At 71.1% G+C, this 25,861-nt stretch carries 17 protein-coding genes; 5 read left to right on the top strand and 12 right to left on the bottom strand.

Going from position 1 to position 25,861, the window contains the following annotated elements; genetic code table 11:
• Positions 1 to 26: 26 nt before the first annotated feature.
• From GXP74_RS04330 to GXP74_RS04320, 3 genes are all read left to right on the top strand, one after another.
• Entirely contained in the window at positions 27 to 815 is a 789-nt protein-coding gene (locus GXP74_RS04330) for an SDR family oxidoreductase (protein WP_182450090.1), read from the top strand.
• A gap of 393 nt (positions 816 to 1,208) precedes the next feature.
• The gene (locus GXP74_RS04325) at positions 1,209 to 2,597 is read left to right on the top strand and encodes a sugar porter family MFS transporter (protein ID WP_182450089.1); all 1,389 of its coding nucleotides are present in this window, start codon (positions 1,209 to 1,211) and stop codon (positions 2,595 to 2,597) included.
• A 140-nt stretch (positions 2,598 to 2,737) separates the two neighbouring features.
• Positions 2,738 to 3,910, top strand: a complete 1,173-nt coding sequence (locus GXP74_RS04320; protein WP_182450088.1) for a tyrosine-protein phosphatase — start codon at positions 2,738 to 2,740, stop codon at positions 3,908 to 3,910.
• A gap of 75 nt (positions 3,911 to 3,985) precedes the next feature.
• Here GXP74_RS04320 and GXP74_RS04315 read toward each other — a convergent pair whose 3' ends face one another.
• The gene (locus GXP74_RS04315) at positions 3,986 to 6,526 is read right to left on the bottom strand and encodes a bifunctional FO biosynthesis protein CofGH (RefSeq protein WP_304940932.1); all 2,541 of its coding nucleotides are present in this window, start codon (positions 6,524 to 6,526) and stop codon (positions 3,986 to 3,988) included.
• 266 nt (positions 6,527 to 6,792) lie between these two features.
• Between GXP74_RS04315 and GXP74_RS04310 the strand changes: the two genes are divergently transcribed.
• Together GXP74_RS04310 and GXP74_RS04305 are read left to right on the top strand one after the other, a co-directional pair.
• Positions 6,793 to 8,016 (top strand): hypothetical protein, encoded by a 1,224-nt coding sequence (locus GXP74_RS04310; RefSeq protein WP_182450086.1) that lies wholly within the window; start codon positions 6,793 to 6,795, stop codon positions 8,014 to 8,016.
• Positions 8,017 to 8,458: 442 nt separating this feature from the next.
• The gene (locus GXP74_RS04305; RefSeq protein ID WP_182450085.1) at positions 8,459 to 9,769 is read left to right on the top strand and encodes an ABC transporter substrate-binding protein; all 1,311 of its coding nucleotides are present in this window, start codon (positions 8,459 to 8,461) and stop codon (positions 9,767 to 9,769) included.
• An 11-nt stretch (positions 9,770 to 9,780) separates the two neighbouring features.
• On the opposite strand, the gene GXP74_RS04300 is transcribed toward GXP74_RS04305, so the two are convergent.
• The 11 genes from GXP74_RS04300 to nuoL all read right to left on the bottom strand — a co-directional run bounded on the left by GXP74_RS04300 (position 9,781) and on the right by nuoL (position 25,845).
• The gene (locus GXP74_RS04300) at positions 9,781 to 10,572 is read right to left on the bottom strand and encodes a DeoR/GlpR family DNA-binding transcription regulator (RefSeq protein ID WP_182450084.1); all 792 of its coding nucleotides are present in this window, start codon (positions 10,570 to 10,572) and stop codon (positions 9,781 to 9,783) included.
• Positions 10,573 to 10,666: 94 nt separating this feature from the next.
• Complete coding sequence (rarD, locus tag GXP74_RS04295; RefSeq protein WP_182456135.1) at positions 10,667 to 11,605, bottom strand: EamA family transporter RarD; 939 nt, start codon at positions 11,603 to 11,605, stop codon at positions 10,667 to 10,669.
• A gap of 97 nt (positions 11,606 to 11,702) precedes the next feature.
• The gene (locus GXP74_RS04290) at positions 11,703 to 12,932 is read right to left on the bottom strand and encodes a glycosyltransferase 87 family protein (protein ID WP_182450083.1); all 1,230 of its coding nucleotides are present in this window, start codon (positions 12,930 to 12,932) and stop codon (positions 11,703 to 11,705) included.
• Between the two features lie 112 nt (positions 12,933 to 13,044).
• Positions 13,045 to 15,123, bottom strand: a complete 2,079-nt coding sequence (locus GXP74_RS04285; protein WP_182450082.1) for an APC family permease — start codon at positions 15,121 to 15,123, stop codon at positions 13,045 to 13,047.
• 293 nt (positions 15,124 to 15,416) lie between these two features.
• Complete coding sequence (locus GXP74_RS04280) at positions 15,417 to 16,475, bottom strand: 2-oxoacid:ferredoxin oxidoreductase subunit beta (RefSeq protein ID WP_182450081.1); 1,059 nt, start codon at positions 16,473 to 16,475, stop codon at positions 15,417 to 15,419.
• Positions 16,468 to 18,489 carry a 2-oxoacid:acceptor oxidoreductase subunit alpha gene (locus GXP74_RS04275; protein WP_370468371.1) on the bottom strand — a complete coding sequence of 674 codons (2,022 nt, stop codon included), beginning with the start codon at positions 18,487 to 18,489 and terminating at the stop codon, positions 16,468 to 16,470. The genes GXP74_RS04280 and GXP74_RS04275 overlap by 8 nt, the downstream gene beginning before the upstream one ends.
• Before the next feature lie 150 nt (positions 18,490 to 18,639).
• Positions 18,640 to 19,320: a response regulator transcription factor gene (locus GXP74_RS04270; protein ID WP_182450079.1), complete on the bottom strand. Its 681-nt coding sequence runs from the start codon at positions 19,318 to 19,320 to the stop codon at positions 18,640 to 18,642.
• Between the two features lie 52 nt (positions 19,321 to 19,372).
• Positions 19,373 to 20,398 (bottom strand): polyprenyl synthetase family protein, encoded by a 1,026-nt coding sequence (locus tag GXP74_RS04265; protein ID WP_182450078.1) that lies wholly within the window; start codon positions 20,396 to 20,398, stop codon positions 19,373 to 19,375.
• A gap of 175 nt (positions 20,399 to 20,573) precedes the next feature.
• Positions 20,574 to 22,265 carry an NADH-quinone oxidoreductase subunit NuoN gene (nuoN, locus tag GXP74_RS04260; RefSeq protein WP_182450077.1) on the bottom strand — a complete coding sequence of 564 codons (1,692 nt, stop codon included), beginning with the start codon at positions 22,263 to 22,265 and terminating at the stop codon, positions 20,574 to 20,576.
• Positions 22,262 to 23,929: an NADH-quinone oxidoreductase subunit M gene (locus GXP74_RS04255; RefSeq protein ID WP_182450076.1), complete on the bottom strand. Its 1,668-nt coding sequence runs from the start codon at positions 23,927 to 23,929 to the stop codon at positions 22,262 to 22,264. Before GXP74_RS04255 ends, nuoN begins: the two co-directional genes overlap by 4 nt.
• Positions 23,926 to 25,845, bottom strand: a complete 1,920-nt coding sequence (nuoL, locus tag GXP74_RS04250) for an NADH-quinone oxidoreductase subunit L (protein WP_182450075.1) — start codon at positions 25,843 to 25,845, stop codon at positions 23,926 to 23,928. Before nuoL ends, GXP74_RS04255 begins: the two co-directional genes overlap by 4 nt.
• Between the last annotated feature and the right edge of the window lie 16 nt (positions 25,846 to 25,861).

Genomic DNA, 25,861 nt, shown 5'->3' with positions numbered 1-25,861 from the left:
TCGTCAGATTTGCTGGGAGGTGCGGCATGCCGCTGCTCGATGGTCGTACGGTCGTGGTCTCCGGGGTGGGCCCGGGACTCGGCCAGCAGGTCGCCGTCCGCGCCGCGCGCGAGGGCGCCAACGTGGTGCTGGGCGCCCGCACCGAGGCCAACCTCGCCAAGACCGCCGCCGAGATCGAGGACGGGCACCCCGGGCGCAGCGTCTGGCGCGGCACCGACATCGCCGACGACGACGCCTGCACCGCCCTGGCCGCGCTCGCGGTGGAGCGCTTCGGCCGGATCGACGCGGTGGTCCACGTGGCCGCCCTGGACAGCTACTTCGGCGGCCTGGCCGACGCCGACTTCGCGGCCTGGCGGCAGGTGCTGGACGTCAACCTGATCGGCACCCTGCAACTGACCCGCGCCTGCCTGCCCGCGCTGCGGGAGCGCGGGGGCTCGGTGGTGATCATCGGCACCCAGTCGGCGGTGGCCGCTCCCAGCCAGGTCCGCCAGGCTGCGTACGCGGCCTCCAAGGGCGCGCTGACCTCGGCCATGTACTCGCTGGCCCGGGAGTTGGGCCCGGAGCGGATCCGGGTCAACACCGTGCTGCCGGGGTGGATGTGGGGCCCGGCGGTGGAGGCGTACGTGCGCTGGACGGCGGGCACCGAGGCGGTGCCGGAGGACGAGGTGCGGGCCCGGCTGACGGAGCGGATGGCGCTGCCGGAGCTGGCCACCGACGGCGACGTGGCCGAGGCCGCGCTGTTCTTCGCCTCGGACCGGGCCCGGGCGATCACCGGCCAGTCGCTGCTGGTCAACGCCGGGGAACTGATGCACTGACTGCTGCCGCACTGACCCCTGGGGACCCCTTCCCGTCCATCCGTCGACTGCCGACCGGTCCTGACGAAGCGTGGGTTCATGGTGGGGAGCGCGGGACGGTTCAAGCAATCAGCGCGTAAGTCAAAGGAAAGTAAAATCGTTCCACGGGTCGATTGCCATTCACACACTTGAACCGCCAGATCGTCAGAAAGGCGACACCAGCTGACATTTCCCAGCACCAGCCGAACGTGGATGTGAACGCGCGGTCTTGACCACCGGTCAGGACCGCGCTTCAATTTCGACATCACCAGCTACTGGTAAGACACCTTAACTCGCCCCACCCGTACGGTACGGCCGGTTCTGCGAAGCGCGCTGACGACCCCGTATCCCGTTCACGAGACGAGGCGAACGAGCATGACCCAGACCGCGGCGGCACCGCCCGCCCTGCGCCGGATCCATCCAGGCACGCTGTACTTCTTCGGAGCCCTCGGCGGCATCCTCTTCGGCTACGACCTCGGCGTCATCGCGGGCATCCTGGTGGTGATCTCCAAGATCTGGAACCTGACCGGCTTCGAGAAGGGCGTGGTCACCGCGAGCCTCTCGGTCGGCGCCATGATCGGAGCCGGTCTCGCCGCCCGCCTCAACAACCGCATCGGTCGGCGGCGCAGCATCATGGCGGCGGGCGGCATCGTCATCGTCGGCACCGTCGCCTGCGCCCTGGCGCCGGACTTCGACTCGCTGGTGGCCTTCCGCGGGATCATCGGGATCGGCATCGGCTTCTCCTCCGCGACCGTGCCCACCTACCTCTCCGAGCTGGCGCCCAGTCGGCTGCGCGGGGCCATGTCCTCGCTGAACCAGATCTTCATCGTGGCCGGGATCCTGATCGCCTCGATCGTCACCTACGAACTCGCCCCCTCGCACAACTGGCGGATGATGTTCGCCGGGGCGCTGGTGCCCGCGGTGGTCCTGGTCATCGGCCTCACCTTCCTGCCGGAGACCCCCCGTTGGCTGCTCAACCTGGGCCGGGAGGAGGAGGCCAGGGCGGTCCTGGCGAGCACCCACGCGGGCGAGGCGGACGACATCGACGCCGAGGTGGAGACCATCCGCGAGGTGATCCGCGGCGACACCCAGCGCACCGGGCGGATCCGCGACCTCGGTGCCGCCTGGGTCCGGCCGATGCTGTTCGTGGCCCTGCTGCTCGCCGTCGGCCAGCAGTTCTCCGGAGTCAACGCGATCAACGCCTACTTCCCGACGATGCTGGTCACCCTGGGCTTCACCACCAGCACCGCGCTGCTCTCGGCGATCGTCCTCGGCATCACCAAACTCGCCTTCACCGCCTGGGTGGTGTTCGTGGTCGACCGCTGGGGCCGCAAGCCGCTGCTGCTCATCGGCAACGTGGTCATGGTGGTCACCCTGGTCCTGGCGGGCGTGGTGATCATGAACGTGCACGACAAGGGCACCCTCGGCACGCTCACCGTGGTCCTGCTGGTGCTCTACCTCGCCGGGTACGAACTCGGCTGGGGCGCGGTGGTCTGGGTGATGATGGCCGAGGTGTTCCCGCTGCGGGTGCGGGCCGCCGGGATGGGCGCGGGCTCGGTCGTGCTCTGGGCGGCGACCGGGATCATCACCGCGCTCTTCCCGATCATGTCCGACCACAACCACCTCGGGCTCGGCCGGTCGATGTGGGTCTTCGCCGGGGTCAACGTGATCCTCTTCGTCCTGGTCTGGCGGCTGGTCCCGGAGACCAAGAAGCGCAGCCTGGAGCAGATCGAACTGGGCCTGCGCGAGCACGCGGGCGGCTGACCCGCGCCGGACGGACCGCCGCCGACCAGCGCGGCGATCCGTCCGGCCGGTCCGACGGCACCGAGCTGCCTTGGTGGGGCCACCCGCAGGACATGTTGCGTTGGTCGGGTCTTACACGTGTCAGCGCTAACGTCCGGCTCATGACCACCCCCCAGTCCCGCCGCACCGCCCGCGTTCTCGGCAGCACCGTGCTCGCCTCCGCGCTCGCCCTCGGCGTCATCGCCGGTACCACCGCCGAAGCCGGTGCCGCCACCGTGCCGCACGCCCAGCAGGCCGCCGCCACCCCCTCCTGGGCCCGCCCGCACGCGGCGCACCCGATCCCCTTCACTGCCGCCACCGTCACCGACAACGCCAACGGCAGCTACACCATCAGCTGGACCGCGCCCGGCGTGCACAGCGTCGCGATCTACGCCGGCAGCACCGAGGACCGCATCGACTACCGCCGCCCGGTCGCCTGGGTCGCGGGCAGCGGCACGATCACCATCCCGGCCAAGGACATCCCGGCCGCCGGTGCCTCGAAGGACCGCCAGTGGTTCCGGCTGGCCCCCGCCAAGGGCGAGGGGCTGACCCTGGCCGACCGCAGCCTGCACCTGGCCGGCGCCCCCAACTTCCGGGACGCGGGCGGCTACCGCACCGCCGACGGCGCCTGGGTGAAGATGGGCGTGATCTACCGCTCCGGCGACATGTCCAAGCTGTCCGCCGCCGACCTGGCCGAGCTGCGGCGCCTCGGCATCCACACCGTCTACGACCTGCGCACCGACGCCGAGGTCAAGGCCGCTCCGGACCAGGTCCCGGCCGGTGCCAAGGACATCCAGGAGAACATCCTCGGCGCGGCCAGCACCGCCGGGTTCACCCCGACCACGCCCGCCGCCGCCACCGCGGAGATGATCCAGGCCGAGGTCACCATGGTCGACGCGCAGTCCGCGCAGACCGGCTACCACAACGTCCTCACCGGCATCGCCGACAGCAAGGACCTCGCGGTGGTCTACCACTGCTCCGCGGGCAAGGACCGCACCGGCTGGGCCAGCGCCGTGCTGCTGACCGCGCTGGGCGTGCCGCGGGCCACGGTCGAGGCCGACTACCTGGCCAGCAACACCTACAACGCCGCCTACAACAAGGCCGTGCTGGCCTCCCTGCCGCCCGCGTACCAGGCGGTCTACCAGCCGCTGCTCGCGGTCACCCCGGCCTACCTGGCCAGCGGCTTCAACACGGTCAAGGCCCAGTACGGCAGCTTCTCCGCGTACCTGGACAAGGGCCTCGGCCTGGACGCGCGGACGCTGAACGAGCTGCGCGCCAACCTGCTGGTGGGCTGACCCCCGCCACCGCCCACGGCGCGTCCGGCCCCCACCTCCCGAACGGTGGGGGCCGGACGCGTCCGGCGGGCTCCCTCAGTCCAGTACCGGCAGCAGCTCCGGCAGGTGGCCGTCCGAGGCCAGCGCGGCGGCCCGGCGCTCCGCCGGGACCGGCCCGTAGAGGGTGGTCCGCTGCGCGGACGGGCGTCCGGCCCGGGCCGCGATGGCCTCAAGTCCCCGGATCGACTCGTAGCTGCCGTACGCGGAGCCCGCCATCCGCGAGATGGTCTCCTCCATCAGGGTCCCGCCCAGGTCGTTGGCGCCGGAGCGGAGCATCTCCGCCGCGCCCTCCGCGCCCAGCTTCACCCAGCTGGTCTGGATGTTGTCGATCCGCTCGTGCAGCAGCAGCCGCGCCATCGCGGTGACCGCCCGGTTGTCGCGCTGGGTCGGTCCGGGACGGGCGATCCCGGCGAGGTAGACCGGTGCGTTGGTGTGGATGAACGGCAGCGTGACGAACTCGGTGAAGCCGCCGGTCCGTTCCTGGATCCCGGCCAGCAGCCGCAGGTGCCCGAGCCAGTGCCGGGGCTGGTCCACGTGCCCGTACATCATGGTGGAGGAGGAGCGCAGGCCCAGCTCGTGCGCGGTGCCGACCACCTCGACCCAGGTCGCGGCGGGCAGCTTGCCCTTGGTCAGGATCCAGCGGACCTCGTCGTCCAGGATCTCGGCGGCGGTACCGGGGATCGAGTCCAGGCCGGACTCCTTGGCCCGCTGGAGCCAGTCGCGGATGGACAGGCCGGTCCGGGTCGCGCCGTTGACCACCTCCATCGGCGAGAAGGCGTGCACGTGGATGCCCGGCACCCGGGCCTTCACCGCCCGGGCGATGTCGAAGTAGGCGTCGCCGGGCAGGTCCGGGTGGATGCCGCCCTGCATGCAGACCTCGGTCGCGCCGACCTCCCAGGCCTGGGCGGCCCGGTCGGCGACCTGCTCCAGTGAGAGCGTGTAGGCGTCGGCGTCGGTACGGCGCTGGGCGAAGGCGCAGAAGCGGCAGCCGGTGTAGCAGACGTTGGTGAAGTTGATGTTCCGGGTGACGCAGTAGGTGACGGTGTCGCCGACGGTGTCCCGGCGGACCGCGTCCGCGATCGAGCAGAGCGCGTCCAGCGCCGGTCCCTCGGCGTGGAACAGCACCAGCGCCTGGTCGTCGGTCAGCGCCCGCGGGTTGTCGGCGGCGACCGCCAGCGCCTCCCGGACGTCCCCGGACAGCCGGGAGGGCGCGCTGTGCTCGGCCGCCTGCTCGCGCAGCGCCTCCCAGTCGCCGTAGACCTCGTCGAAGTCCTGGCGGCGGTCGCCGGTGCGGCCCTCGGTGTCGACGGCGGTGTGCAGGTCGGTGCGCCCGCTGGCGGCGAACGCCTCGTCCGGTTCCTGCCAGGGCAGGCCGACCGGCAGCGCCCCCGGCCGGGCCAGGCCGGTCTCCGGGTCGGCCAGCGCCCGGACGTGCGGCAGGATCCGCGGGTCCAGCCACGGCTCGCCGCGCAGCACGTACTCCGGGTAGACGGTGAGCCGCTCCCGCAGCTCGAAGCCCGCCTCGGCGCTGCGCGCGGCCAGCTCGTCGATCTGCGGCCAGGGGCGCTCGGGGTTGACGTGATCGGGCGTCAGCGGGGAGACCCCGCCCCAGTCGTCGATCCCGGCCGCGAGCATCAGCCGGTACTCCGCCTCGACCAGGTTCGGCGGCGCCTGGATCCGCGCGGACGGGCCGAGCAGCACCCGGGCCACGGCGATGGTCGCGGCCAGCTCCTCCAGCTCGGCGTCGGGCATCGCCCGCATCGCGGTGTCCGGCTTGGCGCGGAAGTTCTGGATGATCACCTCCTGCAGGCCGTGGTACTGGCGGGCGATCCGGCGCAGCGCGAACAGCGAGTCCGCGCGCTCCTGGTGGTCCTCGCCGATGCCGATCAGGATGCCGCTGGTGAACGGGACGTTCGAGCGCCCGGCGTCCTCCAGGACCCGCAGCCGGACCGCGGGCTCCTTGTCGGGCGAGCCGTGGTGCGGGCCGCCGGGCTCGGACCACAGCCGGGTGGCGGTGGTCTCCAGCATCATCCCCATGGAGGGGGCCACCGGCTTCAGCCGCTGGAAGTCGGTCCAGCCCAGCACGCCCGGGTTGAGGTGCGGCAGCAGCCCGGTCTCCTCCAGCACCCGGATCGACATGGCCCGGACATAGGCCAGGGTGTCGTCGTAGCCGTGCGCGTCCAGCCACTCGCGGGCCTCCGGCCAGCGGTCCTCGGGCCGGTCGCCGAGGGTGAACAGGGCCTCCTTGCAGCCCAGGGCCGCGCCCTGGCGGGCGATGTCGAGCACCTCGTCCGGGGAGAGGTAGAGCCCGTGGCCCTCGCGCCGGAGCTTGCCGGGGACGGTCACGAAGGTGCAGTAGTGGCAGCGGTCCCGACACAGACGGGTGAGCGGGATGAAGACCTTCCTGGAGTAGGTGACCACCCCGGGCCGACCGGCCGTCTCCAGGCCCGCGTCACGCAGTCGGGCGGCGGTGGCGCACAGGTCCTCCAGGTCCGCGCCGCGCGCCCGGAGCAGTACCGCGGCCTCGCCCACGTCCAGGGCCACCCCCTCCCGGGCACGGTGCAGCGCCCGGCGCATCGCGTTGGCGGTCGGTCGCTGCGCAGGCGCGGAGGCCGGGACCGGAGCGGGTTCGGAAGCGGGAACTGGGGAGGCCTGCGTCGGCTGGTCCTTCATGACATGAACCATACGCGGGCGGCCACTTCGTCCGGACCCTGATACCGGCTCGGGGTCGGATGCGCCCGCAGGCGTAGACGGGCTGCTCCCCCAGGGCGATCCGGGATTCGCGGGGTAGGCGTCTAATGGAAGAAGTGCCGTGGGATGTCAACGACTCGGAGGGACACGCTATGGCGAACAACGATGGAGGCGACCCGACGCAGGGTGGCGCGCCGGGGGGAACGGCCGGGGACCTGCCGGGCGCGGCGCTACCGACCGGCGGGGGCCGGCGGAGCCGCCGCAGCCGGGTGCTGGTGCCCGCGGCGGTGGCGGCGGTGGCGGCGGTCGGCGTGATCGCCGTGCCGGTGTTCGCGGCGGGCTCCAGCCTGCCGTCGGTGAGCGCGCAGCAGCTGCTGGCGAAGGTCCTGTCGGCGCATGTGCAGACCTTTTCCGGGACCGTGCAGTCGACGGTTGACCTGGGTCTGCCGTCGCAGCTGGTGAGCGCCCTGCCGTCGGCGTTGTCCGGGGCGGTCGGCGGGAACGCCGGGCCGAGCCCCGCGGGCTCGGCGTCGGCGGCGGCGTCCGCCTCGGCGGAGAAGGAGCTCAGCTCGGTGCTGTCCGGGACCCAGCTGTTCCAGGTGGCGGTGGACGGCCCGACCAGGCAGGCGGTGAGCTCCAGCGGGCAGGGCTTCGCCCTGGTCCACGACGGCGGCTCGGCCTGGATCTACGACGCGGGCAGCCACGCGGCCACCCACCTCACCGGTGTGGGCGCGGGCAGCGCCGCCGAGGCCGCGCACCCGGCGGTGGACCCGCAGCAGGCGGCGGCCGACGCGCTCAAGGCACTCGGTTCGTCCACGACGGTGTCGGTCTCCGGACAGTCCAAGGTGGCCGGGCAGTCCGTGTACGAGCTGAGCGTGCGGCCGAAGGGCAGCGGCTCGACGGTCGGCGAGGTGCGGATCGCGGTCGACGCCGCCAACGGAATGCCGCTGGAGGTCCGGGTGCTGCCGTCCGACGGCAGTGACCCGATCCTCGACGTCGCGTTCAGCACGGTCTCGTTCGCGACGCCGCCCGCGAGCGCCTTCGCGTTCACCCCGCCCAGCGGTACCAGGGTGACCCAGCAGTCCGTGCCGTCGCCGCAGGTCAAGCCGGTCAAGCCGACCCGGGACCGGGCGGACTCGCCGAACGTGACGGTCAGCGGCAGCGGCTGGAGCACGGTCTGGACCGTCAAGCCCTCGGCCCAGCAGGGGAAGAGCGGAGTCGCCGGGGAGCTGAGCGCGGTCAAGGAGTTCGGCAAGCCGGTCGCCGGCGGGACCCTGGTCTCGACCAAGCTGATCAACGTGCTGGTCGCGAACAACGGCACGGTGTACGCGGGCGCGGTCACCCCGTCGGTGCTGGAGGCGACGGCGGCCGGGTGACCGGTCGTCCCGGGCGGCCGCGGCCGTCGTCGGGACCGCGGGACACGGGAGGTGTCGGACATCACGCTCGGTTTGGCGTGATGTCCGACACCTCCCGCTGTTCGTCCGGCCCACCGGGGGGCGCCGAGGGCGGTTCGCGGTGGTCTCGTCCCATCCGTACCATCCAGCCACGACACACCACTTGGAGTGGTGGCAATTCGATTTCCGGGGTCCGCCCGATTGTTGTCGAACCGTGTCTCCCAGAGTCAATGCCTGCTTGACGCAAACCCCCGGAGACCTGTCAGATGATGGTCATTCATCTGAGCGCGTGATGGGAATTCATGCCGGGTCCGGTGTCCTCCTCCCTCAGTTCCCGGACCGGGTAACGGCATGAACGCACAACGTATTGCTTGATGCGGGGCAATGCCGCGCGCTCGCCGCACGACAGGGAGACATCAACACCATGACCATCAGTCGCCGCACGTTTCTCGCTGCCGCGGGCTTCACCGCCGGCACCGGTCTGCTCTCGGCGTGCGGCAGTGGCACTCAGGCGACTACCGGGCTGAACGGGGTGAAGACCTCTCTCCAGGTCTTCTCCTGGTGGACGGCGGGTGGCGAACTCCAGGCCCTCGACGCGCTGAAAGCCAACTTCAACCTGCACAACCCGAACATCGAGTTCATCAACGAGGCGGTGGCCGGCGGCGCCGGAACCAACGCCAAGGCGGAGTTGGCGAAACGGCTGGCCGCTGGAAACCCGCCGGACACCTTCCAGGCCCAGGCCGGACAGATGGTCGGCGACTACATCACCGCCGGGCAATTGGAGGACGTCACTTTCCTGTACCAGCAGAACGGCTGGGACAAGACCTTCAACCAGGACGTGCTGAAGCTGATCCAGCGCGACGGCAAGTACTACTCGGTCCCGGTGGACATCCACCACATCAACGTGCTGTGGTCCAACAAGCGGCTCTGCGACAAGGTCGGGGTGCCGACCAACCCGCAGACCATCCCGGAGTTCATCACCGCGCTGGGCAAGGTGCAGGCCGCGGGCCACATCCCGCTGGCGATCTCCCGCGACCCGTCGGAGACCTGGCAGCTCCAGCACGTGATGGAGGCGATGCTGATCGGCACGCTCGGCCCGGAGGGCTGGGCGGCGCTGTGGGCTCCCGGCGCCGACTGGTCCTCCCCGCAGGTCACCCAGGCGCTGAACCACTTCCACCAGGTGATGCTGCACGCGCCGGGCACCGGCGGGAACATGACCTGGGACCAGGTCAGCGCCCAGGTGGCGCAGGGCACCGCGGCGTACCAGATCATGGGCGACTGGACCGAGGCGAGCTTCACCGTCACCTTCAACCTCCAGCCGCACGTGGACTACGACTGGTGCGCCTCCCCGGGCACCACCGGGGTCTTCGACTTCGCCTCGGACTGCTTCACCCTGCCCAAGGGCGCCCCGCACCGGGACGCCACCATCGCCTGGCTGAGCGAGTGCGGCAGCCAGGAGGGGCAGGACTCGTTCACCACCGTGAAGGGCGCGATCCCGCCGCGGGCCCAGGTCGGCGCGCAGGAGCGCACCCTGTTCGACACCTACCTCCAGTGGTCGCTGGACGAGTGGGGCAAGGACAAGATCGTCGGTTCGCTCACCCACGGCGTGGTCGCGCCGGGTGCCTGGAACAACGACATCCTGACCGCGATGGGGAACTACCTCACCGACTCGGACCCGGCGAAGCTGCAGAGCAGCCTGGTGGCCGCGGCGGCCAAGCACTTCGCCGCGACCTGAGCGCGCCCGGATCACTCCGCCGGGACGGTCGCCACCACGAGTTGGCCGACCGTCCCGGCGGCGGCGTCCCGGGTGACGGCGGGCATCGCCTCGTCGGTGACCAGGGTGTCCACCGCGGACAGCGGGGCGTAGGAACTGAGGCTGACCATCCCCCACTTGCTGTGGTCGGCCAGCACGATCACCTGCGAGGCGCACTCCATCAGTGCCCGGTTGGTCTCCGACTCGGCCAGGTTGGGGGTGGTCAGCCCGGCGTCCGGGTCGATCCCGTGGCAGCCCATGAACACCTGGTCGACGTGCAGGTCGTGCAGGGCCAGCGCGGCGATCGGGCCGACCAGGGCGTCCGAGGGGGTGCGCACGCCCCCGGTGAGCACCACCACCGGTCCGGTCCGGCCGGGACGGCGGGCCTCCTCGAAGACGTCGGCCACCCGGACCGAGTTGGTGACCACGGTCAGCCGCTGCACCCGCAGCAGGTGCCGGGCGAGCGCGTGGGTGGTGGTCCCCGCCGACAGCGCGATCGCCGTGCCCGGGCGGACCAGCGCCGCCGCCGCGCGGGCGATCTCGTCCTTGGCCTCCGGATCCCACTCGGTCTTCGCCTCGAAGCCGGGCTCGATCCGGCTCACCGCGTCCGAGAGCAGCGCGCCGCCGTGCACCTTCTCCACCAGCCCCTGCCGGGCCAGGTCGGACAGGTCCCGGCGGATCGTCATGTCGGAGACGCCGAACCGCAGCGAGAGGTCCCCGACCCGGACGCTGCCGGAGCGCCGGATCTCGGCAAGGATCACCGATTGGCGCCGTTTCGCCAGCATGGCTTCCCCCTGCGACCAAGAGCCTGCACAGTCCGACACGGTCCAACGCAATCAAACAGGAACGCGCATATCACATGCCCCCGCGCGACTGCTGTCAAGGGTTCTCACACAGAGCGGGGCCGCCGACGGCCGGCGCCGGGCGGGGGCGCCGGGCCTGGCGCACCCCGTCCCAGGTGAGCACCACCAGCGCCGACCAGACCAGGGCGAAACCGGCCCAGGCCGCCGCCGACATCCGCTCGTGGAAGACCAGGATCCCCAGCCCGAACTGGAACACCGGCGCCAGGTACTGCATCAGTCCGAGCGTGGTCAGCGGCACCCGGACCGCCGCCGCGCCGAAGGCCATCAGCGGCGCGGCGGTGACCACCCCGCAGAGCAGCAGCAGGACGGTGTGCCCCCAGCCGTAGGAGCCGGGCACGGTGCGGCCCAGCGTCCCGGTGCCGTCGGCAGCCAGCCAGGCCAGGTACCCGGCGGCGGGCAGGAACTGGAAGGCGGTCTCCCCGGCCAGGCTCTCCAGCCCGCTCAGGCCGACCTGCTTCTTGATCAGGCCGTAGACGCCGAAGGTCAGGGCGAGCGTCAGCGCCAGCCACGGCAGGTGGCCGTACCCCACGGTCAGCACCGCGACCGCGAGCGCGCCCACCCCCACTGCCGCCCACTGCGCCGGGCGCAAGCGCTCCCGGTAGACCAGGACGCCGAAGGCTATGGTCACCAGCGGGTTGATGAAGTACCCGAGCGAGGTCTGCACCACCTGGCCGCTGTTGACGCCCCAGATGTACATCCCCCAGTTGACCGAGATGGCCGCCGCCGCGGCGGCGATCAGCGCGACCCGCCGCGGCTGCCGCAGCAGCGGGCGGATCCAGCCCCAGTGCCGCTGCCAGGCGAGCACCAGCACGACCGCGACCAGCGACCAGACCATCCGGTTCGCCAGGATCTCCCCGGCCCCGCTGGGCTTCAGCAGCGGCCAGTAGAGCGGAAACAGGCCCCAGGCCCCGTAGGCGGCCACCCCCAGCCACAAGCCCCTGCGCTCCTCCTGCATGCCCCGCGCCTCCTGCCGCCGCACTCCACCGTCCAGGGCAAGGTACGGGGCGGCCCGCCGTCCTGTCATGCCCGTCAGCGGATGACGCCCATGACAGTCAGCGGGTGGCGCGCCAGAGCCGGACCGCGGACCAGAGGGTCAGCGCCAGCAGCCCGGTGTCACGGAGCAGCAGCAGCGCGGTGGGCCAGGCCTGGCCGTCCATCAGCTGCTGCCACATGGTCGGGTAGACCAGGGTGGTGAGCAGCATGATCGCGGGCAGGGCCAGCGCCACCGGGCGCTGGCTGCTCTCCCGGAACACCAGGCAGACCGCGCCCAGGCCGATCAGCCAGACGAGGTACTGCGGGCTGATCACCCGGCTGGTGGTGACGAAGACCAGCATCGCGGTCAGCGCCGCGTCCGCCGCCGTGGCCGCGTTCCAGCGCCGGGCCCGCAGCCGCCACCAGAGCAGCCAGCCGAAGCCGAGGGCGGTCAGCGCCAGCGCCGCCGTGGCGAGCGTGTGCACGTAGGGTCCGCCGACCTGGAACGAGCCGTACGCGTAGCGGATGGTGCCGGTGTAGCCGAAGTGCCGCGCGGCCAGCAGCAGCGCGCCCGGTAGCGACTCGATCTCGATGCCCCGGGAGCCCTGCTCGCTCAGGAAGCCGAAGGCGTGCCGGAAGGCGAGCAGCAGCACCCCGCTCACCGCCAGGCCGCTGGCCACGAACGAGGTCCAGGAGCGGCGGGTGGCCCGGCCGCGCGGTGCGCCGATCAGCACCAGCACCGGCCAGGCCTTGATCAGCGCGCCCAGGGCGGCGAGGGCGCCGCCGCGGACCGGCGCCCGGTCGAGCAGCAGCACCGCGCCGACGGCGAGCGCGGTGACCGCCAGGTCGAAGCGGAGGTAGGCCAGCTGGATCAGGAACGGCAGGCCGAAGGCCCAGAGCCAGAGCCCGTGGTTGCCGCGTCCCGGCCCCCGCGAGGCCCGGGCCAGCAGCAGCGCCACCACCGCGTCGCAGAGCAGCATCAGCACGACGAAGGCGTCGGCGTAGCCGAGGAAGGGCAGCGCCTTGGGCGCGAGGAAGACCAGTCCGGCCACCGGCGGGTACTGCCACTGGCTGTCGTGGAAGGGGAAGTGCCCGTGCGCCAGTTCCGTGGCCCAGTACGGGTAGAGCCGGTGGGCCTCGTCGTTGCTGCCGCTCGCGCCCGCCAGCGCCAGCCAGACCAGGACCAGCCGGGTGACCGCCCAGAGCGCCAGCGGCGCGCGCAGGTCGTCCGGGCGGCGGTCGGGCCGGTACCAGGGGGCGCTCGCCGCCGACGGTTCCGTCGCCGGAGCGTCTGTGCGTTCGGAGCTCAACACGGGCTTCCTCGGTGCCGGGCCCGCGCGGGCGCTGTCGACGGTGGGCACCAACCATAGCCGCCGTCCCTGTGCGCCTCGGCGCGGTCGGGACGGCGGCTGCGGGGCCGGGCTACTTGGTCGGCCGCGGTCCGGCCGGGACCGGCTCCTGCTCGGCCAGCGGGTGCTCCTTGATGACGACGTCGAAGGGCACGATGGTGGCCACCACGTTCGGCAGCTTGCCGACGGCCCGGGCGATGTGGTCGGCGGTCCGGCGGTGCAGCAGTCGGCCGAGGACCGGGGAGTAGTTGCGCTCCGGGATCAGCAGCGTGATCTGGCTCTTCTGGTCGGCGGTGTTACGGGTGATCAGCTCCAGCAGCGCCCGGGTGATCCGCCGGTCGGGGCACTGGACGATCTCCAGCGGCAGGTCGCCGACCTCGGCCTCGGCCCACTGGGCGGCCAGCTTCTCCGCCTCCAGGCTGTCGATCATGAAGTGCACGGCCCGGATCTCGGCCGGACGCAGCGAGCGGGCGTAGCTGATGGCCTTGAGCGCGGCCAGGTCGACCCGGTCCACCAGGATGTACATCACCTGGCGGCGGTACTGCGCCCGGCTGGTGTCGGAGGTGGCCGCGGCCAGCGCGGCGGCCTCGTCCCGGTAGCGGCGGTTGACCTTGATCAGCGCCCAGACGCCGATCGGGAAGACCACCACGACCACCCAGGCGCCCTCGGTGAACTTGGTGACCGCGAAGATGCCGACGACGCAGATGGAGCACGCGGCGGCGGCGGCGTTGATGAAGATCTTCAGGGCCCGCTTGGGCTCGTTCGGGCGGTCGATGAAGTGCTTCACCAGGCCGCAGCCGGCCATGAAGAAGCCGGTGAAGACGCCGATGGCGTAGAGCCCGAGCAGGCTGTCCAGTTTGGCGTCGGTGGCGATCAGCAGCAGCAGCGAGACGCCGGTGAGGGTGAGGATGCCGGAGGAGAACGCCAGCCGGTGGCCGCGCCGGGTGAGCTGGCGGGGCAGGAAGGAGTCCTCGGCGACGAAGCTGGCCAGGAAGGGGAAGCCGTTGAAGGAGGTGTTGGCGCCGGTGTAGAGGATCAGCGCGGTCGCGAGCTGGAGGAACACCAGCCCGGCCTGGCCGTACCAGCTGCCGCCGAAGACCAGGCTGCCCTCCTGCGAGAGCACCGAGGGGCTGCCGCTGGTGAACGGGATGGAGTGGGTGATGTAGGCCAGCGTGGAGACGCCCAGTACCAGCGTGCCCAGCGTCACCGACATCGCGACCAGGGTCTTCCGGGCGTTGCGGCCCTGCGGGTTCTCGAAGGCGCTGACGCCGTTGGAGATGGCTTCCAGGCCGGTCAGCGAGGTGCCACCGTTGGCGAACGCCTTCAGCACCAGTCCGATCGAGGCGCCCATCAGCAGCGCGCTGTTGTTGCCGTGGGTGCCGAGCGCGTAGGCGCCGCCGGCGTGCACGTTCTGCTTGGGCAGGTGGTCGAATATCAACCGGAAGATGGCGGTGACGAACAGCAGCGCCATGCCCGCCATGAACAGGTACGCGGGCGCGGCGAAGGCCCGACCGGCCTCGCGGATGCCGCGCAGGTTGCCCCAGCACAGCAGCAGCACGATGAAGACCGAGATCGGCAGCTGGTAGTTGTCGACCCAGTCGTAGTGGTTGCCGCCGAGCAGGTGCACCAGCGACAGCAGCGCGACGGTACCGGCCGCGGTCTGCACGGCGACGGTGACGATGTAGTCGATCAGCAGCGCCACGGCCGCGACCTGGGCGATCCGGGGGCCGAAGTTCTCGCGGGCGACCACGTAGGAGCCACCGGCCCGGGTGTAGACCATGACGACCTCGCGGTACGACAGGGTCAGCAGGGTCAGCACGCAGAGCACGATGCCGGTGATCGGCATCAGCAGGCTGAACGCCGCAAGGCCGATGACCGGGACCATCTGCACCAGCATGGCCTCGGAACCGTACGCCGAGGAGGAGATGCAGTCCGAGGCCAGCACGCCGAGGGCGACCGGGTTGGACAGCTTCTCGTGAGCCAGCTCCTCGGTGACCAGGGGCTTGCCGAGCAATCGTTTCTTCACCCGGTAGCCGAGGCTCTCCGGGATCTCGACGGCGGCCGGACGCGGCAGGACAGCCGTTCCGCCTCCCCCACCGCCGCCGCCCTCAGGCGAGTCGGCTGAGGAAGGGACGCTCGTGCGGCTGTCCATGACGTATCCGATCCGAGTGTGACGTTTTCAGGGTCCGGGCAGCTCCAGCGAGAGTGCCGATGTACTGCATACTCTCGCCTGATCCGGCAAAACGGTCAAAAGGGACGCTCGTTAAGGATTCGTTGCAGATCTTAGCGATTTATTGACACCGCCCCCAGCCGAGAGCGCTATCCGTGGACTGGCGTGCACATGGCCACCGTGCCGGACCCGGACAGCGGCGACCCCGGCGCGGGACCCCGTGCGGGGCCCCGGCCGGGGCGCTGGAAAGGCCGCTGCGGCTTGCTGCGGCTTGCCTAGGCGACGGTCCAGGTGTCGGATCCGGTGAGCAGGGCGTTCAGGTCGCCCTCACCCTGCTGGGTGACGGCGGTGGCCAGCTGCTCGGCCATGAGGGTGTCGTAGACCGGGCGCTGGACGCTGCGCAGGATGCCGATGGGGGTGTGGTGGAGGGTGTCGGGGTCGGCGAGGCGGGTGAGGGCGAAGGCGGTGGTGGGGCTGGTGGCGTTGGCGTCGTGGATCAGGACGTCGGCGGTGTTGGTGTCGGTGACCGGGGCGGTGGTCAGGTCGCCGGTGTTCGGGTCGCGGAAGACGCCGTGGGTGTTGTCGGTGCCGAAGCGGATGGGTTGTCCGTGTTCGAGGCGGATCAGTGCCTGTTCGCGGGTTTCGGGTTCTTTGAGGGCGTCGAAGGCGCCGTCGTTGAAGATGTTGCAGTTCTGGTAGATCTCGACGAGGGCGGTGCCCTGGTGTTCGGCGGCGGCTCGCAGGACCGACTGGAGGTGTTTGCGGTCGGAGTCGATGGTGCGGGCGACGAAGGTGGCTTCGGCGCCGAGGGCCAGGGAGAGCGGGTTGAAGGGGTGGTCGAGTGAGCCCATGGGGGTGGACTTGGTGATCTTCCCGGTTTCGCTGGTGGGTGAGTACTGGCCTTTGGTGAGGCCGTAGATGCGGTTGTTGAAGAGCAGGATCTTCAGGTTGACGTTGCGGCGCAGGGCGTGGATCAGGTGGTTGCCGCCGATGGAGAGGGCGTCGCCGTCGCCGGTGACCACCCAGACCGACAGGTCGCGGCGGCTGGTGGCCAGGCCGGTGGCGATCGACGGGGCGCGGCCGTGGATCGAGTGCATGCCGTAGGTGTCGAGGTAGTAGGGGAAGCGGGAGGAGCAGCCGATGCCGGAGACGAAGCAGATGTTCTCCTTGGCCAGGCCCAGCTCCGGCAGGAAGGACTGGACCGCGGCGAGGATCGCGTAGTCGCCGCAGCCGGGGCACCAGCGCACCTCCTGGTCCGACTTGAAGTCCTTGGTGGTCTGCGGGCCACTGGCCTTGGGAACCAGGCTCAGGGAGGCGAAGGTGGTCTCAGGCATGGTCGCCCTCCGAGTGCTCCAGGTGGGTGGTGATCGCGTCGGCGAGTTGTCCGGCCTTGAACGGCAGGCCGGTGACCTGGGTCAGGGACCGGACGTCGACCAGGTACTTGGCCCGCAGCAGGTGGGCGAGCTGACCCAGGTTCATCTCCGGTACCAGCACCCGGTCGTAGTCGGCCAGGACCTTGCCCAGGTTGGCCGGGAACGGGTTGAGGTGCCGCAGGTGCGCCTGCGCCACGTGCGCGCCGGTGGCACGGACCCGGCGGACGGCGGCGGTCAGCGGCCCGTAGGTCGAGCCCCAGCCGAGCACCAGCAGCCGGGCGTGGCCGCCCGGGTCCTGGACCTCCAGGTCGGGGACGGTGATGCCGTCGATCTTGGCCTGGCGGGTGCGGACCATGTGGTCGTGGTTGGCCGGGTCGTAGGAGATGCCGCCGGTGCCGTCCTGCTTCTCGATCCCGCCGATGCGGTGCTCCAGGCCGGGGGTGCCGGGCACCGCCCAAGGGCGGGCCAGCGTCTCCGGGTCGCGCAGGTAGGGCCAGAAGGAGCCGTCCGGCCGGTTCGGCTCGGTGGCGAACGTCGGACGCAGGTCCGGCAGCTCGGCCGGTTCCGGGATCCGCCACGGCTCCGAGCCGTTGGCCAGGTAGCCGTCGGAGAGCAGGAAGACCGGGGTGCGGTAGGTCAGCGCGATCCGCGCCGCCTCCAGCGCCGCGGTGAAGCACTCGCCCGCCGTCGCCGGGGCCACCACCGGTACCGGCGCCTCGCCGTTGCGGCCGTACATCGCCTGGAGCAGGTCCGCCTGCTCGGTCTTGGTCGGCAGTCCGGTGGACGGACCACCGCGCTGCACGTCGACGATCACCAGCGGCAGTTCCAGTGAGACCGCCAGTCCGATCGCCTCGGACTTCAGTGCCACGCCGGGGCCGGAGGTGGTGGTCACCCCCAGCGCGCCGCCGAAGGCCGCGCCGATGGCCGCGCCGACCCCGGCGATCTCGTCCTCCGCCTGGAAGGTCCGCACCCCGAAGTTCTTGTGCTTGCTCAACTCGTGCAGGATGTCCGAGGCCGGGGTGATCGGGTAGGAGCCGAGGAACAGCGGCAGCCCCGACTGCTTCGAGGCCGCCACCAGCCCGTAGGACAGGGCCAGGTTCCCGGAGATGTTGCGGTAGCGGCCGGGCGCGAACGCCGCCGTGGCCGGGGCCACCTCGTAGGAGACCGCGAAGTCCTCGGTGGTCTCGCCGTAGTTCCACCCCGCCTTGAACGCCAGCACGTTCGCCTCGGCGATCAGCGGCTTCTTCGCGAACTTGGTCCGCAGGAACCGCTCGGTACCCTCGGTCGGCCGGTGGTACATCCACGACAGCAGACCCAGCGCGAACATGTTCTTCGCCCGCTCCGCGTCCTTGCGCGACAGCCCCGAGTCCTTCAACGCCTCCACCGTCAGCGTGGTCAGCGGCACCGGGTGCACCGAGAACGCCGCCAGCGAGCCGTCCGCCAGCGGGTCCGCCGGGTACCCCACCTTCGCCAGCGCCCGCTTGGTGAACTCGTCGGTGTCCACGATGATCTCCGCGCCACGCGGCACGTCGCCCAGGTTCGCCTTCAACGCCGCCGGGTTCATCGCCACCAGCACGTCCGGCGCGTCGCCCGGGGTGAGGATGTCGTGGTCGGCGAAGTGCAGCTGGAACGAGGACACCCCCGGCAGCGTGCCTGCGGGGGCGCGGATCTCGGCCGGGAAGTTCGGCAGCGTCGACAGGTCGTTGCCGAACCCCGCCGTCTCGGTGGTGAACCGGTCCCCGGTCAGCTGCATCCCGTCGCCCGAGTCGCCCGCGAACCGGATCACCACCCGGTCCAGTCGCCTGACCTGCTTGTCGAACTCGGCGGCGGACGCGGCGGACGGTACGTCAGTGGTCATGTCCGCGGCTCCGGATGCGGTGCGAGCCGCTGGATCGTCCTCGGCCGTTCCGCCGGTAGGCGGTGTTCCGGGCGAGGACTCGTCGGTCTGCGTCGGTACGTGGACCTGGCTGGTCACTGCTGGGACCTCCCTAGACACCACTCGGACGCGGGCCCGTGTGCCCACGTCCGTTTTATGCACCTCGTTTCATCCTAAGCCGGTAAGGGTCGCCTACGGCGTACGTTCAGGGCAGGTCTCGACCCGGTGCGGGCCATTCCTGATCGATTGTCAGGAATTGAGGTAGGTCAGCACCGCCAGCACCCGGCGGTGGTCCTCGGAGCTCTGGGTGAGGCCCAGCTTCATGAAGATATTGCTCACGTGCTTCTCCACCGCGCCGTCGGAGACCACCAGCTGGCGGGCGATGGCGGCGTTGGTGCGCCCCTCCGCCATCAGCCCCAGGACCTCCCGCTCACGCGGCGTCAGGCCGTCCAGGACGTCGTGGCGGCGGCTGCGGCCGAGCAGCTGGGCGACCACCTCCGGGTCCAGCGCGGTGCCGCCCTGGGCGACCCGGCGCACCGCCTCGACGAACTCGCGGACGTCCGCGACCCGGTCCTTGAGCAGGTAGCCGACGCCCTGGGTGGAGCCGGAGAGCAGTTCCGAGGCGTAGCGCTCCTCGACGTACTGGGAGAGCACCAGCGTGCCCACCCCCGGGTGGCGGCGGCGGAGCTCGACGCAGGCGCGGACGCCCTCGTCGGTGTGGGTGGGCGGCATCCGGACGTCGGCGACCACCACGTCCGGCAGCTCCCCCCGGGCGGCCAACCCGGCGAGCAGCGTGAGCAGTTCCTCGCCGTCGCCGACGCCGCCGACCACGTCGAGGCCCCGATCGGTCAGCAGCCGGGTGAGGCCTTCCCGCAGCAGTACCGAATCCTCAGCGATGACGACGCGCACGCCGGTGCTCCCCTGTGTCATGGGCGGCCGTGTCGTCCGCCAGGCACAGTCTTCCCGATCGGGCGGGGAGCGGTCACATGGTGCGCAGCGCCACCGCGTCGCACAGGCCCTCCAGGGCCGACTTCGCCGGGCAGTCCGGCAGGGGGGCGAGCTGGGCCCGGGCGGCCTCGGCGTAGCGCAGGGTGTGCTCGCGGGCCCGGACCAGCGCGGGGTGGGCGCGCAGCAGCCGCAGCGCCTCCGCGTGCCGCTCGTCGGCATCCGGCAGGGACGGGTCGAAGCCCTGGTCCAGCAGCTCGCGCAGGCGCAGGTCGCCGGGGACGTCCGGGTCGGGCTCGGCGGCGCGCAGCAGCAGCACCGGCAGCGTCGGGACGCCCTCGCGCAGGTCGGTGCCGGGGGTCTTGCCGGACTCCTCGCTGTCGCTGGCGACGTCCAGGATGTCGTCGGCGAGCTGGAAGGCCAGGCCGATCCGCTCGCCGTACTGGGTGAGGACCTCGGCGACCCGCTGGTCGGCCCCGGCCAGCAGCGCGCCGAAGTGGCAGGAGACGGCGATCAGCGAACCGGTCTTGCCGGAGAGGACGTCCAGGTAGTGCTGGACCGGGTCCTCGCCGGGGCGGGGGCCGGCGGTCTCCTGGATCTGGCCGGTGACCAGCCGCTCGAAGGCGTCGGCCTGGAGCCGGACGGCCTCCGGGCCGAGCCCGGCGAGGATCTTGGACGCGCGGGAGAAGAGGAAGTCGCCGGTGAGGATGGCGACGGAGTTGTCCCAGCGGGCGTTGGCGCTGACGGTGCTGCGGCGCACCAGCGCCTCGTCCATCACGTCGTCGTGATAGAGCGTCGCCAGATGGGTGAGTTCGACGACCACGGCGGACGGGACCACGCCGGGCGCGTTCGGGTCGCCGAACTGCGCGGCGAGCAGGACGAGCAGCGGTCGGAAGCGCTTGCCGCCGGCATCGAGCAGATGCTGTGCGGTTACTGTGATGAACGGCACATCGCTCTTGGTCGCCTCGCAGAGCGCCTGCTCGACGGCGGCCATGCCGAGGTGGACGTCCGCTTGCAGTGCCTGGTCCTGCACGCTCAGCCCGAAGGGCCCCACGACGGTCACCGGGAACTCTCCTGTCGCTGGTCGGTCGCACGGCTTCGGTCCTGAGCCGCTGCTGCCATCCTGAGCAGCGTATCCGGTCAGGAGATGATCAATGCTCCGGCCCGACGTGGCAAGTACCACGTCGGGCCTGGTAGAGCGCTGCGTTCCGGTTCTGGCAGCCCGCATCCGGCACGCCTCAGTGGACGAAGACCGAGGCCTGGCCGGCCAGATGGAGGAAGTACTGCGGCAGGATGCCCAGGACCAGGGTCACCGCGACGCCGAGCACGATCGCGGTGCCGGTGAAGACGCTGGGGACGGCCACGGTGGGGCCGTCGGGCCTGGGGTCGGAGAAGAACATCAGCACGATGACCCGGATGTAGAAGAAGGCGGCCACCGCCGAGGAGAGCACACCGACGATCACCAGCGGGGTCGCCCCGCCCTGCGCCGCCGCCTGGAACACCGCGAACTTCCCGGCGAAGCCGCTGGTCAGCGGGATACCGGCGAAGGCGAGCAGGAACAGCGCGAAGGTCGCCGCGATCAGCGGCGAGCGGCGGCCGAGACCGGCCCAGCGGGAGAGGTGGGTGGCCTCGCCGCCCGCGTCGCGGACCAGGGTGACCACCGCGAACGCGCCCAGGGTGACGAAGGAGTAGGCGCCCAGGTAGAACAGCACGGCGGAGATCCCGGCCCGGTTCATCGCGATCACCCCGGTCAGGATGAAGCCCGCGTGCGCGATCGAGGAGTACGCGAGCAGCCGCTTCACGTCGGTCTGGGTGACCGCGATGATCGAGCCGACCACCATGGTGAGGATCGCCACGCCCCACATCACCGGCCGGAAGTCCCAGGTGAGGCCGGGGAAGGCGACGTAGAGCAGGCGCAGCAGCGCGCCGAAGGCGGCGACCTTGGTGGCGGCGGCCATGAAGCCGGTGACCGGGGTCGGCGCGCCCTGGTAGACGTCCGGCGTCCAGGCGTGGAACGGGACCGCGCCGACCTTGAACAGCAGTCCGACGCCGAGCATCGCCAGGCCGATCAGCAGCAGCGCGTCATTGCCGGTGGTGTTGGCCAGGGCCGGGGTGACCGGGCTCTCGGTGCCGGAGACCACGGCGGCGATGCCGCTGAGCGAGACGGTGCCCGCGTAGCCGTAGATCAGCGCCAGGCCGAACAGGAAGAAGGCCGAGGAGAACGCCCCGAGCAGGAAGTACTTCACCGCTGCCTCCTGCGAGAGCAGTCGGCGGCGCCGGGCCAGCGCGCAGAGCAGGTACAGCGGCAGCGAGAAGACCTCCAGCGCCACGAACATGGTCAGCAGGTCCCCGGCGGCGGGGAAGAGCAGCATCCCGACCACGGCGAACATGGTGAGCGGGAAGACCTCGGTGGTGGCGAAGCCGGAGCGGACGGCGGACTTCTCCGCGTCGCTGCCGGGGACGGCGGCGGCCTGCGCGGCGAAGGCGTCGACCGGGGCGCCGGTCCAGCCGCGCAGCAGCCCGCGCCCGGGGGCCCGGGGGCTCTCCAGTCGGCGCTCGGCGAAGCCGAGCACGGCGACCACCGAGATCAGCACGATGGTGCCCTGGAGGAACAGCGCCGGGCCGTCGACGGCGACGGCGCCCATCGCGGCCAGGTGCGCCTTGGATCCGGCGTAGCCGTCGGCGGCCAGCACCACGATCGCCACGAAGGCGCCGGTGAGCCCGGCCAGGGCGAGGCCGACCTGGGCCCAGTAGCGGGCCCGGCGGGGCACGAAGGCCTCGACCAGGACGCCCAGGGCGGCGGCGGCGAACAGCACCAGCATGGGTGACAGCTGGGCGTACTCGATGGTGGGCGGTTTGATGCTGCCGATCGTGCTGGACGATTCGGCGAGCGTCCACAGGCTGTGGACGGCGCTGGGCGCGGCGCTCACTGGCCGCCTCCGTTCGTGGCCGGGGTGGTGGCGGCGTTGCTGGTGGCGCTGTTCGCGGCGACCGGGTGCGGCGGCGCCGGGTCGGTCCGGCCGACGTCGGACAGGGTGGAGCGGACGGCCGGGTTGATGATGTCGGAGATCGGCTTCGGGTAGACGCCGAGCACCACCAGCAGCGCGATCAGCGGCGCGGCCACCACCAGTTCCCGGACCCGCAGGTCGCGCATCCCGGCGACGGCGGCCTTCACCGGGCCGGTCATGGTGCGCTGGTAGAGCACCAGCACGTAGAGCGCGGCGAGGACGATCCCGATGGTGGCGATGATGCCGATCACCGGGTACCGGGTGAAGGTACCGACCAGGACCAGGAACTCGCTGACGAAGGGCGCCAGACCGGGCAGCGACAGCGTGGCCAGGCCGCCGACCAGGAAGGTCCCGGCGAGTACCGGCGCGACCTTCTGCACCCCGCCGTAGTCCCCGATCAGGCGGCTGCCCCGCCTGGACATCAGGAACCCGGCGACCAGCAGCAGCAGCGCGGTGGAGACCCCGTGGTTGACCATGTAGAGGGTCGCCCCGGCCTGGCTCTGGGTGGTCATCGCGAAGATGCCCATGATGATGAAGCCGAAGTGGGAGATCGAGGCGAAGGCGATCAGCCGCTTGATGTCCTTCTGGCCGACCGCCAGCAGCGCGCCGTAGATGATCCCGATCAGCGACAGCACCAGGATCGTCGGCGCGAAGGTCTTGGACGCCTGCGGGAACAGCTCCAGGCAGAAGCGGAGCATCGCGTAGGTGCCGACCTTGTCGACCACGGCCGTGATCAGCACCGCGACCCCGGGGGTGGCCTCGCCCATGGCGTTCGGCAGCCAGGTGTGCAGCGGCCACAGCGGGGCCTTCACCGCGAAGGCGAACATGAAGCCCAGGAACAGGGCGTTCTCGGCGACCGGGGAGAAGTGCAGCCTCCCGGAGGCCAGCGCCTGGGTGATGGTGGTCAGGTCGAAGGTGCCGTGGCCGTCGCTGCCGATGCCCTGCCGCGCGGTGATCACGTACAGGCCGATCACGGCGGCCAGCATGATCAGGCCGCCGAGCAGGTTGTACAGCAGGAACTTGACGGCGGCGTAGGAGCGCTGGCGGGCGTCCTCGCCCTCGGTGCGGTCGCCGAAGCCGCCGATCAGGAAGTACATCGGGATCAGCATGGCTTCGAAGAAGACGTAGAACAGGAAGACGTCGGTGGCCTCGAAGGAGAGCACCACCATCGCCTCCACCGCCAGGATCAGGGCGAAGAAGCCCTGGGTGCGGCGGCTGCGCTCGAAGGTGCCGCTGTCGTTCGCGACCGGGTCGGCGTCGTGCCAGGAGGCCAGCATCACGAACGGCACCAGCACGGTGGTGAGCAGGATCAGCACCACCGCGATGCCGTCCACCCCGAGGGTGTAGCCGATGCCGAAGTTCGAGATCCAGGAGTGCGACTCGGTCAGCTGGTAGCGGGCGCCGCCGGGCTTGAACCGGACGGCGACCACGATCGACAGCGCCAGCGTCAGCAGCGAGAGCCCCAGCGGGATGCCCTTGTTGAGGTCGCGGCGACGCACGGTGGTGGCGGCCGGGAGGGCGGCGGTGAGGACCGCGCCGACGGCCGGGAGCGCGGCGGTGACGGTCAGCAGCGGAAAGGAACTCACATCGACCTCATCAGGAGAGTCGTGGCGACCAGCACCAGCGCGCCGCCGAACATCGACAGGGCGTAGGAGCGGACATAGCCGTTCTGCAGCTTGCGGGCCCGGCCGGAGACCCCGCCGACCAGGGCGGCGATGCCGTTGACCACGCCGTCGAAGCCCTTGGCGTCCAGGTAGACCAGGAAGCGGGTCAGGTGCTCGCCGCCGCCGACCAGGACCACATGGTTGAAGTCGTCCTGGAGCAGGTCGCGGCGGGCGGCGCGGGTGACCAGCGAGCCCAGCGGCGGCACCGCCGGTACCGGCTTGCGTCCGTACACCAGCCAGGCGACGACCGCGCCGACCGCGATCACGACCAGGGTGATCGCCGAGATGGTGAACGAGCCGAGCGGGGAGTGCCCCTCGGCGTAGCCGGTGACCGGGGTCAGCCAGTGCACGAAGGAGCTGTTGATGGTGAACAGCCCGCCCGCGGCGACCGAGCCGACGGCCAGCACCACCATCGGGATGCCCATGGTCTTCGGCGGATCGTGGGGGTGCGGCTCATGGCCGTCACCCGCGGCGGAGCCGCTGATGTCCGGAGTGGGGACCCAGCGCTTCTCGCCGAAGAAGGTCATCAGCATCACCCGGGTCATGTAGAACGCGGTGACCCCGGCGCCGACCAGGGCCGCGGTGCCGAGGATCCAGCCCTCGGCGCCGCCGTGGCCGAAGGCCGCCTCGATGATCTTGTCCTTGGAGAAGAAGCCGGACAGGAACGGGAAGCCGATGATCGCCAGGTAGCCGAGGCCGAAGGTGTAGAAGGTCAGCGGCATGTATCTGCGCAGGCCGCCGTACTTCCGCATGTCCACCTCGTCGTTCATGCCGTGCATCACCGAGCCGGCGCCGAGGAACAGCCCGGCCTTGAAGAAGCCGTGGGTGACCAGGTGCATGATCGCAAAGACGTAGCCGATCGGGCCGAGCCCGGCCGCCATCACCATGTAGCCGATCTGCGACATGGTCGAACCGGCCAGCGCCTTCTTGATGTCGTCCTTGGCGCAACCGACGATCGCACCGAAGATCAGCGTCACCGCGCCCACGCAGACCGTCGCCAGCCGCGCGGTCGGCGCCAGGTTGAAGATCGCGCTGGAGCGGGTGATCAGGTAGACGCCGGCGGTGACCATGGTCGCCGCGTGGATCAGCGCCGACACCGGGGTCGGGCCCTCCATCGCGTCGCCCAGCCAGGACTGCAGCGGCACCTGCGCGGACTTGCCGCAGGCCGCCAGCAGCAGCATCAGCCCGATGCCGGTCAGCGTCCCGTGCGAGGCGGAGCCGGCGTTAGGGAACACCTGGGCGAAGGTGAAGCTGCCGTAGGTGCTGAACATCAGCATGATCGCGATCGACAGGCCCAGGTCGCCGACCCGGTTGACCAGGAACGCCTTCTTGGCGGCGGTCGCGGCGCTCGGCTTGTGCTGCCAGAAGCCGATCAGCAGGTACGAGGCGAGCCCCACGCCCTCCCAGCCGACGTACAGCAGGAGGTAGTTGTCGGCGAGGACCAGCAGCAGCATGGCTGCCAGGAACAGGTTCAGGTAGCCGAAGAAGCGGCGGCGGCGCTCGTCGTGCTCCATGTAGCCCACCGAGTAGAGGTGGATCAGCGAGCCGACGCCGGTGATCAGCAGCACGAACACGATGGACAGCTGGTCGAGTTGGAAGCCGACCGGGGCCTGGAAACCGGCCACCGGGACCCAGCTGAACAGGGTGATGTGCTCGGCCCGGTCCGCCGACGGCTGCCCGAGCATGTGGAAGAAGAGCACGAGCCCCACGGCGAACGACGCGGTGGAGGCGAGGACGCCCAGCCAGTGGCCGAAGGCGTCCAGGCGGCGGCCGCCCAGCAGGAGCAGCGCGGCTCCGGCCAGGGGCACCGCGACCAGTACGGGGATGAGAGTGTCCACGGTCAGTCAGCCTCCG

It is taken from the genome of Streptacidiphilus sp. P02-A3a, assembly GCF_014084105.1.
Classification (GTDB): Bacteria; Actinomycetota; Actinomycetes; order Streptomycetales; family Streptomycetaceae; genus Streptacidiphilus.
Note: the sequence above shows the minus strand (reverse complement) of the source record. Positions and strands in the feature narration are given on the sequence as shown.

Bases quoted from the DNA above. Each gene is read 5' to 3' on its own strand.
- GXP74_RS04280 (WP_182450081.1), bottom strand. From the start codon at position 16,475: ATGCCTGAGACCACCTTCGCCTCCCTGAGCCTGGTTCCCAAGGCCAGT.
- GXP74_RS04285 (WP_182450082.1), bottom strand. From the start codon at position 15,123: ATGGACAGCCGCACGAGCGTCCCTTCCTCAGCCGACTCGCCTGAGGGC.
- GXP74_RS04310 (WP_182450086.1), top strand. From the start codon at position 6,793: ATGGCGAACAACGATGGAGGCGACCCGACGCAGGGTGGCGCGCCGGGG.
- GXP74_RS04305 (WP_182450085.1), top strand. From the start codon at position 8,459: ATGACCATCAGTCGCCGCACGTTTCTCGCTGCCGCGGGCTTCACCGCC.
- GXP74_RS04330 (WP_182450090.1), top strand. From the start codon at position 27: ATGCCGCTGCTCGATGGTCGTACGGTCGTGGTCTCCGGGGTGGGCCCG.
- GXP74_RS04320 (WP_182450088.1), top strand. From the start codon at position 2,738: ATGACCACCCCCCAGTCCCGCCGCACCGCCCGCGTTCTCGGCAGCACC.
- GXP74_RS04325 (WP_182450089.1), top strand. From the start codon at position 1,209: ATGACCCAGACCGCGGCGGCACCGCCCGCCCTGCGCCGGATCCATCCA.
- rarD (WP_182456135.1), bottom strand. From the start codon at position 11,605: ATGCAGGAGGAGCGCAGGGGCTTGTGGCTGGGGGTGGCCGCCTACGGG.
- GXP74_RS04315 (WP_304940932.1), bottom strand. From the start codon at position 6,526: ATGCGCCGGGCGCTGCACCGTGCCCGGGAGGGGGTGGCCCTGGACGTG.
- GXP74_RS04270 (WP_182450079.1), bottom strand. From the start codon at position 19,320: ATGACACAGGGGAGCACCGGCGTGCGCGTCGTCATCGCTGAGGATTCG.
- GXP74_RS04300 (WP_182450084.1), bottom strand. From the start codon at position 10,572: ATGCTGGCGAAACGGCGCCAATCGGTGATCCTTGCCGAGATCCGGCGC.